Source organism: Mesorhizobium sp. WSM4837 (genome assembly GCF_055811435.1).
On record NZ_JBVVQE010000005.1, the window covers coordinates 136,943 to 150,710 of the forward strand.

General features: G+C 62.4%; 15 protein-coding genes. 1 reads left to right on the top strand and 14 read right to left on the bottom strand.

The genetic code is table 11. The features are described from left to right. Window positions 1-29: 29 nt before the first annotated feature. Window positions 30-665: a ribosome maturation factor RimP gene (gene rimP, locus AC0L3D_RS04730; RefSeq protein ID WP_473643264.1), complete on the bottom strand. Its 636-nt coding sequence runs from the start codon at window positions 663-665 to the stop codon at window positions 30-32. Between the two features lie 321 nt (window positions 666-986). Between rimP and AC0L3D_RS04735 the strand changes: the two genes are divergently transcribed. Then, window positions 987-1,151: a hypothetical protein gene (locus AC0L3D_RS04735; protein WP_095517012.1), complete on the top strand. Its 165-nt coding sequence runs from the start codon at window positions 987-989 to the stop codon at window positions 1,149-1,151. Between the two features lie 82 nt (window positions 1,152-1,233). Here the strand turns inward: AC0L3D_RS04735 and trmB are convergent, their stop codons facing one another. The 13 genes from trmB to tsaB all read right to left on the bottom strand — a co-directional run bounded on the left by trmB (window position 1,234) and on the right by tsaB (window position 13,669). After that, a complete protein-coding gene (gene trmB / locus AC0L3D_RS04740; protein ID WP_473643265.1) occupies window positions 1,234-1,935 on the bottom strand; it encodes a tRNA (guanosine(46)-N7)-methyltransferase TrmB in 702 nt (233 codons plus the stop codon). Between the two features lie 26 nt (window positions 1,936-1,961). After that, window positions 1,962-3,275, bottom strand: a complete 1,314-nt coding sequence (gene metK / locus AC0L3D_RS04745; protein WP_473643267.1) for a methionine adenosyltransferase — start codon at window positions 3,273-3,275, stop codon at window positions 1,962-1,964. Between the two features lie 329 nt (window positions 3,276-3,604). Further along, window positions 3,605-4,024 (bottom strand): helix-turn-helix domain-containing protein, encoded by a 420-nt coding sequence (locus AC0L3D_RS04750; protein WP_023802110.1) that lies wholly within the window; start codon window positions 4,022-4,024, stop codon window positions 3,605-3,607. Window positions 4,025-4,164: 140 nt separating this feature from the next. Next, window positions 4,165-5,757: an apolipoprotein N-acyltransferase gene (lnt, locus tag AC0L3D_RS04755; RefSeq protein ID WP_473643269.1), complete on the bottom strand. Its 1,593-nt coding sequence runs from the start codon at window positions 5,755-5,757 to the stop codon at window positions 4,165-4,167. A 180-nt stretch (window positions 5,758-5,937) separates the two neighbouring features. After that, window positions 5,938-6,762, bottom strand: coding sequence for an alpha/beta fold hydrolase (locus AC0L3D_RS04760; RefSeq protein WP_473643271.1), 825 nt, complete (start codon window positions 6,760-6,762; stop codon window positions 5,938-5,940). A gap of 98 nt (window positions 6,763-6,860) precedes the next feature. Continuing rightward, the gene (locus tag AC0L3D_RS04765) at window positions 6,861-7,328 is read right to left on the bottom strand and encodes a VOC family protein (RefSeq protein ID WP_473643273.1); all 468 of its coding nucleotides are present in this window, start codon (window positions 7,326-7,328) and stop codon (window positions 6,861-6,863) included. Then, a complete protein-coding gene (locus AC0L3D_RS04770) occupies window positions 7,325-8,398 on the bottom strand; it encodes a hemolysin family protein (protein WP_023802107.1) in 1,074 nt (357 codons plus the stop codon). Before AC0L3D_RS04770 ends, AC0L3D_RS04765 begins: the two co-directional genes overlap by 4 nt. A 27-nt stretch (window positions 8,399-8,425) precedes the next feature. Beyond that, window positions 8,426-8,932 carry an rRNA maturation RNase YbeY gene (gene ybeY / locus AC0L3D_RS04775; protein ID WP_091600007.1) on the bottom strand — a complete coding sequence of 169 codons (507 nt, stop codon included), beginning with the start codon at window positions 8,930-8,932 and terminating at the stop codon, window positions 8,426-8,428. A gap of 12 nt (window positions 8,933-8,944) precedes the next feature. Further along, entirely contained in the window at window positions 8,945-9,937 is a 993-nt protein-coding gene (locus AC0L3D_RS04780) for a PhoH family protein (protein WP_287305617.1), read from the bottom strand. 83 nt (window positions 9,938-10,020) lie between these two features. Beyond that, the gene (miaB, locus tag AC0L3D_RS04785; protein ID WP_419695871.1) at window positions 10,021-11,442 is read right to left on the bottom strand and encodes a tRNA (N6-isopentenyl adenosine(37)-C2)-methylthiotransferase MiaB; all 1,422 of its coding nucleotides are present in this window, start codon (window positions 11,440-11,442) and stop codon (window positions 10,021-10,023) included. 99 nt (window positions 11,443-11,541) lie between these two features. After that, a complete protein-coding gene (gene olsA / locus AC0L3D_RS04790; RefSeq protein ID WP_473643275.1) occupies window positions 11,542-12,342 on the bottom strand; it encodes a lyso-ornithine lipid O-acyltransferase in 801 nt (266 codons plus the stop codon). A gap of 143 nt (window positions 12,343-12,485) precedes the next feature. After that, the gene (gene rimI, locus AC0L3D_RS04795) at window positions 12,486-12,980 is read right to left on the bottom strand and encodes a ribosomal protein S18-alanine N-acetyltransferase (protein WP_023802102.1); all 495 of its coding nucleotides are present in this window, start codon (window positions 12,978-12,980) and stop codon (window positions 12,486-12,488) included. Next, complete coding sequence (gene tsaB / locus AC0L3D_RS04800; RefSeq protein ID WP_023802101.1) at window positions 12,980-13,669, bottom strand: tRNA (adenosine(37)-N6)-threonylcarbamoyltransferase complex dimerization subunit type 1 TsaB; 690 nt, start codon at window positions 13,667-13,669, stop codon at window positions 12,980-12,982. The genes rimI and tsaB overlap by 1 nt, the downstream gene beginning before the upstream one ends. Window positions 13,670-13,768: the final 99 nt, after the last annotated feature.

Below are 13,768 nucleotides of genomic sequence, written 5' to 3' on the forward strand. Positions count from 1 at the left end.
CTTTGCGCCCGGCAGCCCAATCACATTTCCTATTCGGTTTCATCTTCTACGCCCGCTTCTACGCTCTCTGGCGCGTCTTCGGGCTCGCCGCGGCGCTTCTTGGCTTCCTTGCGCGCCCTGTTGTCCTTCGACAGTGCGTCGCGGATAAGGTCGTCGGTCAGGATCAGCCGTGCTTCGGCAATCGAATCGTAGGGCACACGCACCGTCGGCTGTTCGCCATAGGCCGCCTTGTCGCGCTCGATCAGCACGCCGTCCGCGTCGCTCTCGGCGATCTTGCCCTTGAAGCGCTTGCGGTCGGCGACGAGGACCGAGGTTTCCATCTTCACCAGATGACCCGTCCAGGTCGAGAAATCCGACTTTCGGACCAGCGGCCGGTCGATCCCCGGCGACGACACTTCGAGATGATACGCCTTTTCGATCGGATCATCGACATCGAGCGCCGGCGACACCGCCCGGCTGACCTCTTCGCAATCCTCGACGGTCATGGTGCCGTCCTCGCGTTCGGCCATGATCTGCAGCGTCAGTCCGTTCTGGCCCGTCAGATGCACCCTGACAAGGCGGAAGCCAATGGCACGCAGAACCGGCTGCACGATCAGCGCGATGCGCGCATCGATGCCGCTTTCGCGGATGATGCGGTCGTCGCTGTCGGGTACCGTTGCCGTCATTCTATCCCTGTCGCTTCATCGGCGGCCGGAAGGTAACAAAAAAGAGCGGGACCGGGTGGACCCACTCTTCGCCATACCGACCAAGAATTTGAGCCTGATATAGACGATCGCAGCCGTCGTTTCAAGTCCGCATGCAGTCCGTGTCGGTAAGCAGATGAATTGTCCGCATGCAGGGTGGGCGAAACTGTTGGGGGCGGCAGCGTTGCACAGAGCGCATGGCGGCCATGCGCCAACGTCCCTGTGATATCAGGCAGTACGCGCCTATCTATGCTGCGTTGCACAAAATCAACCACGCATTGCAGCAGGCGAAAGGGCATAATCATGACCAACCGCAAGGTTTTCTCGGCCATCGGCGATTTCTTCACCGTCTTCGGCAGCGCCGTCGCCGCTTCGCACGCCGTCGAAGCCGGCCGCAAGCCGCGCGCACGCGATCTGCGCAATCTCGGCATGGATCCGGCCGCCTTCAACAAGATCGGCCGCTTCTAAGTCTAAGTCCGGCGACGCATGGACGAGGACATCTCTGGTCCTCATCGACGTCAAAGCGCGCCTAGGCGCGCTTTGAATAGGACTATCTTCGGACGAAGGTGAGGTAGGCTGGCCGCCGGCCTTCGCGAACGGCCTTCGCCTCGTAGCGTGTACCCGGCCAACCCTTATAAGGCCGCTGCCAGTCGGCTGCCTCTTCAGCCTGCCACGCAAACTCTTCATGTGCCCGGCAGTGCAGCAGCGTCCAGTTCACATAGCTATCGATATCGGACGCAAAGCGGAATGTTCCGCCTGACTTCAGCACGCGCGCGAAACGGTCGAGATTGACCGGACTGACGAAGCGGCGCTTCCAGTGTTTCTTCTTCGGCCAGGGATCGGGATAGAGAAGGTCGATGCCGCCGAGCGAGGCTTGCGGGAGCCAGTCGAGCAGGCGCGTGGCGTCGTCGTCATAGACCCGAAGATTGGCAAGCGGCCGTTCCCTGACCGCCATCATCATCTTGGCCATGCCGTTGACGAAAGGCTCGACGCCGACAAAACCGGTCTCAGGAGCCGCCGTCGCCCGATGCAGCAGGTGCTCGCCGCCACCAAAACCAATTTCGAGATGAATGGCGCGGACATCGGCTTCGAACAGGCTGTGCAAGTCGGCCGGCGGTCCGGCCGTCAGATCAAGCCGGTAGGTGCTGAAACCGCTTTCCAGTGCCGCTGCCTGCTGCGGACGGATGGCCTTGCCGCGCCGGCGACCGAAAAATGCTTCGGTCGCACGGCTTGGCCGGTCTTTCGGATCCATGTCTTCCGGATCTATGGACGCCGCGGCTAGGCCGCGACTGCTTCGGCAGGCGCTTCGGCGAGTGCGTCCTTGAGAGCCTTGGCGAGGTCGGTCTTTTCCCAGGAGAAGGACCCGTCGCGGCCGGCCTTGCGGCCGAAATGACCATAAGACGACGTCTTGGCATAAATCGGCTTGTTGAGATCGAGATGGCGGCGGATGCCGGACGGCGACAGATCCATCACGGTGCGCAGCGCCTGCTCGAGCTTTGCCTCACCGACCCTGCCGGTGCCGTGCAGGTCGACATAGACCGACAGCGGCTGGGCCACGCCTATAGCGTAGGAAAGCTGGATGGTGCAGCGATCGGCGAGCTTCGCCGCCACCACGTTCTTGGCGAGGTAGCGGGCCGCATAGGCCGCGGAACGATCGACCTTGGTGGTGTCCTTGCCGGAAAAAGCCCCGCCGCCATGAGGCGCAGCACCGCCGTAAGTGTCGACGATGATCTTGCGCCCGGTCAGGCCGGCGTCGCCGTCGGGCCCGCCGATGACGAACTTGCCTGTCGGGTTGATGTACCAGTTGCAGCTGTCGGCGATCTTCAGGTCGCCCAGCGCCTCGCGAATATAGGGTTCGACGACGTTGCGGACCTTCTTCGAATCCCAGCTGGCGTCGAGGTGCTGGGTGGACAACACGATTTGCGTCACTTCCGCCGCCTTGCCGTCGATATAGCGGACGGTGACCTGGCTCTTGGCGTCCGGCCCGAGCCGGCCGGCATCGCCGTTGCCTTCATGGCGCGCGGCGGCCAGCAGTTCGAGGATCTTGTGGCTGTAGTAGATCGGCGCCGGCATCAGATCCGGGGTCTCGCGGCAGGCATAGCCGAACATGATGCCCTGGTCGCCGGCCCCTTCCTCGCCTTGCCGGTCGGAGGCATTGTCGACGCCCTGGCCGATATCCGGCGACTGGCCATGCAGCAGAACCTCGATCTTTGCCGTCTTCCAGTGGAAACCGGCCTGTTCATAGCCGATTTCGCGGATCGCCTTGCGGGCGGCCGACTTGAACTTGGCCGGATTGACGAGCGGATGACCGGCGGCATCCATCAGGATGTTGCCGGCCTTGTCCTTCTTGAGCAGGGTCTCGGGGACGCGCACCTCGCCGGCGATGACGACGCGATTCGTGGTTGCCAGCGTTTCGCAGGCGACGCGGACCTTCCAGGGGTCCATGCCGGTCTTTCTGGCCTCGCGATAGACCAGATCGACGATCTCGTCGGAGATACGGTCGCAGACCTTGTCGGGATGACCCTCGGCAACGGATTCCGAGGTGAATAGATAGTTTTGCCGCGTCACGGGTGTCCCCTCTTGAAAAATCATCGGCACGCTGCCGATTGGCGCGCCACGTGTTAGCTGTGTCGAGCAGCGCTCGTCAAGCGGTGGGCACCATTATCTTGTACCACTTTGACCGCCGGCAGGCGGCCGCCAGCCTGCTTGGCTCCAGCACGTGCTTTAGCTTCAACACGTTGATGGAGAAAGACTTTGAGCATGGCTGTCGAGCAAAATCGATCCGCCCTCCTGCACGCCTGCGGGATGTAAATTCCACGATGCGCGAGATCGCAAGAAATTGCCTGCCCGCAATGACGGCTTCGCTATCTTCGACTTCTTCAACGGCTACCCAATCAATCGACCCAGACCAATCTGCGTAATCAATCGACTGCGTCGGAGGAAAGAGCCTTCACAAGCTCGATAACCTTGCGGCGTATCTTCACGTCGGTGATCTTGACGAAGGCCCGGTTGAGTTGAAGACCTTCAGGACTGCCGCAGAATTCGACGGCAGAAGCCATTGATGCATCCTCGGCAAATCCGCGGTTGCCCACGGCCTCCTGGCCCGGCGCGTCCTCGAAAAAGAAAGCGACGGGCACACCCAATATCGAGGCGATTGCCTGCAAACGGCTGGCGCCAACGCGATTGGTACCCTTTTCGTATTTCTGTATCTGCTGAAACGTTATACCGAGGTTCTCGCCCAGCTTTTCCTGGCTCATTCCCAACATATTGCGACGAAGCCTGATGCGACTTCCGACATGGATGTCGATAGGATTCGGCTTCTTCTTGTTTTCTTCTGCCATTTTTTCCTCGCCGAATTTTTCCGGCTTTTTGTGTTTTTTCTGCCCAAAACGAAGCCGGCGGCCAGTGCCCCAACAGAACCGACGTGCTGACTTCGAGAAATTTCAGGCGGTTACAGTATGAGTTTCTAATGTGTCGACTGTCAATTCGCCCGTAGCCGTTGCCTTACATTCATTGTGAAAGCGGCTAGAGCGAACAGCAACATGATCAGCAGTCCATTAATGCGTCTTTGGCTGGAAGAAACGATGGCTCGATTGGAAATCGGCACGTGGACATCGATGGCTCCGCGAATATCGATCGCCAGCGCGTCGAGGATGCGTCCGCGCGGATCGACGACAGCGGAAATGCCGTTATTGGCTGCACGCAACAAGGGCACCCCGTTCTCCACCGCACGAATCTGCGCCTGCCTGAAATGCTGGTACGGACCCGGCGTGTCACCGAACCACGCGTCGTTCGTGACATTCACAATAAGCTCAGCTGACGTTGCGTCAACCGCCACCAGATCGGGAAAGATGACTTCGTAGCAAATGAACGGAAGCACGCGGATGCCGCCGGGCAACGCGATCGGGTGCCGCTCATTGCCCGCCGCGTAGGTTGGCGGCCCGGCGACGAGTTGTTTGAGCCCCAAGCGACCAAGCAGGTCGGCAAAAGGCAGATATTCGCCAAAGGGCACCAGATGAACCTTGTCGACTGCATCGGCGATTTGACCCTTGTCGTCGATCGCCACCACCGAATTGTAGTACCGCCTGTCGGCATCTTCCGCCGACCCGCCTTCCTCCCGGACGACGCCGGCGATCAGCGTCTGGCCGTCGCCAAGCATCTCTCCCAGCGCCGTCAGCGCATCGGGACGTTCGGCGAAAAAAAACGGCACGGAGGTTTCCGGCCACAGGATCAATTGCGGCTTGGCATGACCAGTCTCTGGCGCCTTGGCCGAAAGCCCCAGCAGCGTGGCGAAGATCCGGTCGGGCACTGAAGGGTCCCACTTTTCGCTGAGGTCGACGGCGGGCTGCACGATGCGGACGTCGATTGCGCGGGTTGCGGGCTCGACCTTGGCAGCAAGCCTGACATAGCCGAAGCCGACATGGGCCGCGACGAGAACGGCAGCCAGTGCACCCCCCAGGCGGACATGCCGGCGCGCCGCAAGCAGGGCCGGCAAGGCAAAGACGAAGACCGCCAGCGCGTTGATGCCGACCATGCCGGTCACCGACACGCTCTGCATAAGCAAGGGCACCGGCATCGCCGCGTAGCCGACGGCATTCCAGGGAAAGCCGGTGAACAAAAAGTCGCGCAGCCATTCCGCCAGGCCGAAGCCGAAGGCAAGGGCGGCGATGCGGCCGATGTCGTTGCTCCACAGCAGCCGGGCAACCGCTGTCGCGAAGCCATAGAAAAAGGCGAGCGCCAGCGGAATTCCGACCACTGCGAAGGGAAGCGCCCAGGCGAAACTGTCGGCCTCGACTAGGAGTGCTGAGCCGATCCACCACAATCCGGCGAGAAAATAGCCGAAGCCGAACCACCAGCCGACGGCGAAGGCCGGCCGCAAATGCCGGAACCAGCCATCGGAGGCTTCGCCGGTTGCGCCGTCGAGGAGCCAGACCAGCAGCGGAAACGAAACGAAACAGACGGCGAAGAAATCGTAAGGCGCCTGGGCAAGAACCGCCAGCGCACCGGCAAGAAACGCCACAAGCGCGCGGCGCCAGCCCCACAGCAGAATTATCCGGCCGGCCAGGCGCTTCATCGATGCTTCCGAGTCGTGCGAATCACGGCAGAAGATTTATCAGGCCGCAGTCCACGCTCCAAACGGCTATGCTTCAGCCAGCCTGCCGGATTAGGTCTGCTGGATAGGTGGGGCGACTGACGCCGGCAAGATAAGTGTCGCATGTGAATTGTCGCGCAGACCGCACGTGCCGGTGTATCACTATAATGCGCGTGATAAAAATGCGTTCAGCCGCTCCAGCACGAGATCCGGGGCTTCGAGCTGAGGCAAGTGACCGACGCCAGGTAATGTTTCGAACGATGCCTGCGGGATCAGCGTATGAAGCGCTTTGCCTCGCTCCAGCGGGATCCATGGATCGTCCTTGCCCCAAATTATCTTTACCGGACACCTGATATCACCGAACGCCGGCTCGACTTCGGCGGTATATTTTTCGTCGGCTTGCGCGAATTGCCGATAGAAGCTTCCTCGTCCCTCCTCGGCAAGCCACGGCTCGACAAGTTTCTCGAAATCTCCGGGCGCGATGTCATTTACGATCGCCCCCTTGATATATGCTTCCACGAGCGCTCTGTGGATATGCGGCGGCAGGCCCAGAAAGGCATCCACATGGCGACCGACATGATCGAAGAACTCCGATCCCCAAGGGCGCATGGCGACGACATTCATTAGGACATACCGCTCGAAGTCGCAGCCATGCAGCAAATGCGCCCGTAGCGTCGTCGCTCCGCCGAAATCATGGGCAACAACGGTGGGCTGCTCAAGGTCCCAATGCGCGAGCATCTCGGCGAATACTTCTCCTTGCACATCGAGTGAGGTGCGCTGCTCCGCGCGTTTGTCGGATCGCCCGTATCCGGGCATATCGTACCAGTGGACACGATACCGCCTTGCAAGATCTGGAATAATCCGATGCCATGAGAACGAAGACCACGGCCAGCCGTGAGCCAGCACAAGCGCGGGCCCACTACCAAATTGACCCGCTGCCACAGCGCCCGCGGATGTTTCCACGGCCTCATCGAGTTTCCACGACATCGGACATTCTCCTAGTACTCAGGACAGCGTCCGAATTGGTTCGCAAACCATGTAGTTCGAGACCGCTCCCCCCATTGCTGAAATTCAGCCCGAGGATTCTAGTCGGTGCCAGCCTTCAATCTGCAGATCGCCCAGCCGTTCAGCCTCCTCGCATGGAACAACGCGTACGGTCTGGGAAAATGTCCAGACGTGACCTTCAGGATCGCACGCCCTGTACTGCCGTTCACCGTAAAACTGGTCAGCCGGCTCCTGGACGATCTCGGCTCCCGCCGTAGGCCGTCCTTGAGGCGCACATAAACCGACTGCGTGTTCTTGCCGGCGACCGACGCGGGACTGGCTACATGGTCGGCCCATTCGGAATCGACGATCATATAGCCGTCACCGAACCGCATCTCGGAATGGACGAGCCTGTCATCAGCGTCGCTGACCACCATGCTCGGCTCGAAGCCGAAAGCCGTTTCAAGCCAGATCAAGGCGGCGCGCGGATTCCTGTAGAATATGCCGGAGCCCAAGGTTGAGCGCTTGAACGGATCGTCGACCATCATCGGGCGAGCGGCGTCTTTCAAGCCTGCTCGGCGCGGACGGCGCGCCGCCGGCGCTCGCTTTTCTGGGTCTCCACGATGCGCACACGCTTCACGCGGCGTGGATCGGCGTCGAGCACATGGAATTCGAAGCCGGGGATGGCCTGCACCACTTCGCCGCGTGCAGGGACCCGGCCAAGCGTGTTGAAGATCATGCCGCCGATCGTGTCGACATATTCGCCATGCTCGCCGGCGGCAAAATCCTCGCCGATCATCTTGGCGACATCGTCGATCTCGGCCTTGCCGTCGACGACGAACACGCCCTCGCCGGTCTGGGTGATCATCGGCTCGTCCTCGTCGTGCTCGTCCTCGATGTCGCCGACCACCATCTCGACGATATCCTCGAGCGAGACCAGACCATCGGTGCCGCCATATTCGTCGATGACCAGCGCCATCTGGGTGCGCATCGCCTGCATGCGCCCCATCAGGTCGGAGGCGAGCATCGACGGCGGCACGAAAAGCACCGGGCGGATCAGGGTCAGGTCGCCGATGGTGCGCGTGAGATCGACCTTGGCGAGATCGAGAAGCGTGGCAGGGGCGGCTTTCCTGGTCGTCCTGCTCTTTCTGACGCGGGCCAGCTTGGTGATGTGAGCGAGCACGTCGCGGATGTGGACCATGCCGCGCGGGTCATCGAGCGTCTCCGAATAGACCGGCATGCGGGAATGGCCGGACTGCTCGAACAGTCCCAGAAGATCGCCCAGGTTCGTCGTGATCTCGACCGCCTCGATGTCGGCGCGCGGCACCATGACATCCTCGACGCGAACCTCGCGCAGGCGCAGAATGTTGTTGAGCATGGCCCGTTCGCCGGGCGAAAAGGCGCCGGCATCGCTCGCCGTTTCGGCAAGCGCGTCGGCGATCTCCTCGCGCAGGCTGGTGCCGTTGCGCTGCCTGAACAGGCCGAGCACGCGATCGAACAGGGAAGGACCGGCAGGCGATGGCTCGCTGGCGAAGCTGCCGGTCGTGGTACTCGGACTAGAGTCCTCTTCCGTCTGTTCGGATGGCTTGGTCGCACTGCCGGCGTCTGGGTGGGCGGCAGTCTCTGGTTTGTCGTTCATCGTCGTCCGGTCATTTGATCTTTTTAGTTACGCGTAGGGATCGGGAATGGCAAGCCTTGCAAGTGCTGCGCGTTCGACGGCTTCCATTTCTTCGGCCTCGGCGTCGGTCTCGTGATCGTAGCCCAGCAAATGCAGCAGGCCATGGATGACGAGATGGGTGATATGGTTGTCGACAGGCTTGTCTTCCAGTGCGGCTTCCCGCGCGACCGTCTCGGCGGCCAGCACAATGTCGCCGAGCATGGGCGGCAGCGGACGGCCCTTGGCGAGCGGAAAAGCCGGGAAAGACAGGACGTTGGTCGGTTTGTCCTTGCCGCGCCATCCCGCATTGAGACTGCGGATGTGGGCATCGTCAGAAAAAACGATGCTGAGCTCGGAACGGCCGGCCGCGCCGGTTTCGGCAAACGCGGCGGCAACGGCGCGATCGACCAGCCGCGTCAGCGCGGCCTCATCGGGCCAGTCGCCCGCTTCGACTGCTATATCGATGTCGACGGGGACCGGAAGATCCCCGCCTACAGATTTTTTGTCCTCAGCCATAAGGCTGCATCTTCAGCCTTCGGCGCCCAGGCCCCGGGCCAGCTTGCCGTCGCGGTCGTAGGCCTTGACGATCTCGGCGACCAGCGGATGCCTGACGACGTCGCCTTCGTTGAAGCGCACCGTCACCATGCCGGTGACGCCGTCGAGGATCCTGAGCGCCTCGACCAGACCGGATTTGGTGTTTTGCGGCAGGTCGATCTGGGTCGGATCGCCGGTGACGATCATGCGCGAATTCTCGCCGAGACGGGTCAGGAACATCTTCATCTGCATCGGCGTGGTGTTCTGCGCCTCGTCGAGGATGACGGCGGAGTGCGCCAGCGTGCGGCCGCGCATGAAGGCCAGCGGCGCGATCTCGATCACCTCGGCGGCAATCGCCCGCTCGACCTTGTCGGCCGGCATCATCTCGTAAAGCGCGTCATAGAGCGGCCGCAGATAGGGATCGACCTTCTCCTTCATGTCGCCGGGCAGGAAGCCGAGCCGCTCGCCGGCCTCGACGGCAGGCCGCGACAGCACGATGCGCTCGACCATGCCACGTTCGAGCAGCATCGCCGCATGCGCCACCGCCAGGAAGGTTTTTCCAGTGCCAGCCGGGCCGATGCCGAAGACGAGTTCGGACCGCTCCAGCGCGCGCATATAGGCGTCCTGGTTGAGCGAGCGGGCATAGATCGTCTTCTTGCGCGTCGATATCTGGGCGGCTGACACCTTGCCCTTGCGCTCCAGCGTCGGCAGCGTCAGCTGGTCGTCGGCGGCGATCGCCATGCGCACGGCGCCGTCGACGTCCGACTGGCCGATGTCAGCGCCTTTCTGGAGAATGCCGTAGAGATTATCCAGGGCGCGGCGCGCCTGCTCGGCGGCCGAGGCGGAGCCCTTGATGGTCAACTGGTTGCCGCGCGAGCGGATATCGACGCCAAGCTTCTGCTCGAGCCTGGCCAGATTCTCGTCGAACTGACCATAAAGGGCGCTGGCAAGCTTGTTGTTGTCGAAAGTCAGAACGATGTGCGCCATATCCGAAGCCCCCGATGGTAGGTTCTGGGGCAGGTTCTTCACTTCCGCAGCGCTCAACCGTCTCTCCTCATCTGCCGAGACCTTCAGGCCAATTCGGCGAACAGGCTGTTGTAACCCGTCTTCGTGATTCGTACCTGGATAATCTCACCGATTTCGCCGGACTTTTCATCAACAATAACCGGCTGCAGCCACGGTGAGCGGCCGACCTTCTGGCCAGCCTGGCGGCCCGGCTTCTCGATCAGCGTGTCGATGGTGCTGCCGACCAGGCTGGCGCCGAACTCCTGCTGCTGGGTCAGCAACAGCGCCTGCAGTCGCTGCAGGCGCTCGTCCTTGACCGCTTCCGGCACATGATCGGCCATTTCCGCGCCCGGCGTGCCGGGGCGCGGCGAATATTTGAACGAGAAGGCCGAGGCATAGTTCACTTGGTGGACAAGGTCCATCGTCGCCTCGAAATCCGCATCCGTCTCGCCGGGGAAGCCGACAATGAAGTCGCCCGAAAGCGCGATATCGCTCCGTGCGGCGCGGATCCGGTCGAGCAGCGTCAAATAATCTTTTGACGTATGCCTGCGGTTCATCGCCTTGAGGATGCGGTCGGAGCCGGATTGCACAGGCAAATGCAGATAGGGCATCAGCGCCGGCAAGTCACGGTGAGCGGCGATCAATTCGTCGTCCATGTCGCGCGGGTGGCTGGTGGTGTAGCGCAACCGCGCCAGCCCGGGAATCTCGGCCAGCCGGAACAGCAGGCGGCCAAGACCCCATTCCTCGGTCTTGCCCCCTTTGGCTTCGCCTTCGCCGTGCCAGGCATTGACGTTCTGTCCAAGCAGCGTCACCTCGCGCACGCCGGCTTGCGCCAGCCGCTCGGCCTCGGCGACGATCTGCGCCACCGGCCGCGACACTTCCGAGCCTCTGGTATAGGGCACCACGCAGAAGGTGCAGAACTTGTCGCAGCCTTCCTGCACCGTCAGGAACGCGGTGACGCCGCGCCTGATGATCTCGGCGCGCTTCGGCTGCGGCAGATGCTCGAACTTGTCTTCGATGGCGTAGTCCGTCTCGACGATCTTTTCGCCGCCGCGCACCCGTGCCAGCACGTCGGGCAGCCGATGATAGGTCTGCGGGCCGATGACCAGATCGACAGAAGGCGAGCGGCGGATGATCTCGGAGCCCTCAGCCTGCGCCACGCAGCCGGCGACGCCGACCAGCATCTCGCGGCCGGCCCGAGCCCGTTCGGCCTTCATCTCACGAATGCGGCCGAGTTCGGAATAGACCTTTTCGGCGGCTTTCTCGCGGATATGGCAGGTGTTGAGCAGCACCAGATCGGCCTCGCCGATCGCATCCGTCGCAGTATAGCCGTCGGCGGCCAGCGCGTCGGTCATGCGCTGCGAATCGTAGACGTTCATCTGGCAGCCATAGGTCTTGACGAAGACCTTCCGGCTCGCGGCAGGCGGCGCGACCGCAGTTTCGGTCGCAGTATCGATGTCGTCCCGTTCGATCGTGTTCAATTCCATCTGGCGGCTTCTAACGCCTTTCCCCGACAAAAAACAGACGATTCTGCCTTACAGCGCCGCGCCTCCTTTGGACGCGCAAAGCGCTGGAGCTTTTCCGGCTTACCGGCTCGGGCGCGGATCGGCGAGCGCCGCCTGCACCATATCACGCACCTGACTTTCCATCAGCCTGGCCGTTTCCTTGCGCCTGGAGCCCTTGGAGAAGGCGACCGGCTCGCCGAAATGCACTTCGACATCGAGCCCGCCCTCCGCCATCAGCACCTTGAGATGCGGCATCAAATCCTCGTCGCCGATCCAGGCGGCAATCGGCCGGTGCCTGCGGCCGAGCGGCACGCCGTGCAGGCGCGTATAGACGATCGCCACCGGCTGGATGAAGACCGTTTCGGCCGCCCCTTCCGAAATCGCCATCGAGGCGGCGCCGAACAGCGTGCTCTTGAACGGCAAGATCATGTTGCCGTCGCTGGTCGAACCTTCGGCAAACAGCACCATGGCGTCGCCCTTGGCCATGCGGCTGGCGATCTCGCTCGCCTGGTCGCCCGACGAACGTTTGCGCTCGCGCTCGATGAAAACGGTGCGCTGCAGCTTCGACAACATGCCGATCAACGGCCAGCCGGCCATGTCGGCCCTGGCGATGAACGTCACGTCGGCCATCGACCCCAGCACCATGATGTCGGTCCATGAAACGTGGTTCGACGCAACCAGTAACGGGCGCTGATTGGACAAGGTCCCCTTGACGTGGATGCGCATGCCGAGCGCCCGGATGATGAGCCGGTGCCAGATCTTCAGGATGAACGTCTCGCGACACAGGCCGGTCTTCATCGACAGGATCTGCAACGGCACGAGAATCAACGAGCCTGCGACAACGAGGCCCAGCGCCAGGAAAATCCTGATTTTTCCGATCATTCGATCTTGGCCCTGTCCCGAGTTCTGGCTAGAGCGACGCGTCCAACTGGACGTCCAAGCACGCTCTAGCGCTTTTTAATCTGCGCATCTCAACCTGCGCATCGTGCTTTCCGAGAATCGGTTCCGATTTGCGGGCCGATGCGCTAGCGAAGATCGCGGCGCATGACAAGCGCTCCGGTCGGGCCGTGCTCGGGCGATCTGTAGTAGTTGGCACGTTTGCCGACCTCGCGGAATCCCAGCCGCCGATAGAGCGCGATCGCGGCGACGTTGGTCTCGTCGACCTCGAGGAAAAGCGCCTCGGCGCGTTGCGCATGCAGTTCGCGCAGCACCGCATCCATCAGTTGCCAGCCAAGGCCCTGGCGGCGATGGGAGCGCGCCACCGCGACAGTCAGGACCTCGCCTTCGCCGGCCGCCAGGCGCGCCAGCACGAAACCGACCGGCGGCTTGGCACCCTGGCCGGTCTCGCGCGCGGCATAGCCGAACACCGTGTCCTGCTCGATCAGCGCGGCGAATTCGTCATCACTCCACGGCCGGACGAAATCCTCGCGATGCAGCACCGACAGGGCCGCACTGTCGGCGACCGTCAGCGGCTCGAGCGCAAAGTCCCTGCGGCGCGGCTGGAGGAAAGGAATGCGCATCAGTTTTTCTTCCCGGCTTTCTTCCTGGACAGGATAAACCCGGCCTGCGGCTTGGCGTCAGCTCCGCGCAGATAAAGCGGTTTCGGCTTTTCGCCTTCACTTTTGGTAGCGGCCAGCCGGGCATAGATTGCGATATCCGTAGTGGCGCTTGTCGGGCCGACGTCGAAGGCGCGCCCGGCCGATGCAGCAATTTGCGTGGCCGCGGTGCCGGCCAGAACCGGAAACCCGTCAACCGCCATGGCGGCGGCTTGCGAAAGCGTGGCCACCGCGGGACCATAAATCAAAACGGATGCTTCGTCGTAAAGCGCTGCATGGATCTCCTCGCGGCCGGCGTCGAGCGCGGCCAGCACGGCGCGGCCGGGAAATGTCTCTTTCGCCTGCGCCGCCAGCGCTTCCAGCGTCGTCACCCCGATTGCCGGGATTTTCAGCGCCAGCGCCAGGCCCCGCGCCGCCGAGACGCCGACGCGCAGGCCGGTGAAGGAGCCCGGGCCGGTGGAGACAGCGATGGCGCCAAGACCGGCATAGTCGGTGCCGCCGGTCGTCAACGCCTCTTCGATCACAGCCATCAGATGTTCGGCATGGCCCTTGCCGAGATCGAGCACCGAGCGGCCGAGTTCCTTCCCGGCCGCCGCGTCGTAGACACAGGCGGCGCAGAGATTGGCGGCACAATCGATGGCAAGCAACTTCATGAGACGGCCGGTTGGCAGCGCCCGCTTGGGGCACAGGGGGTTCGAAAGACAATTTCCCTGTGCCTGCCATGGCTCGTCCCTGCAAGGGGATAATGCATA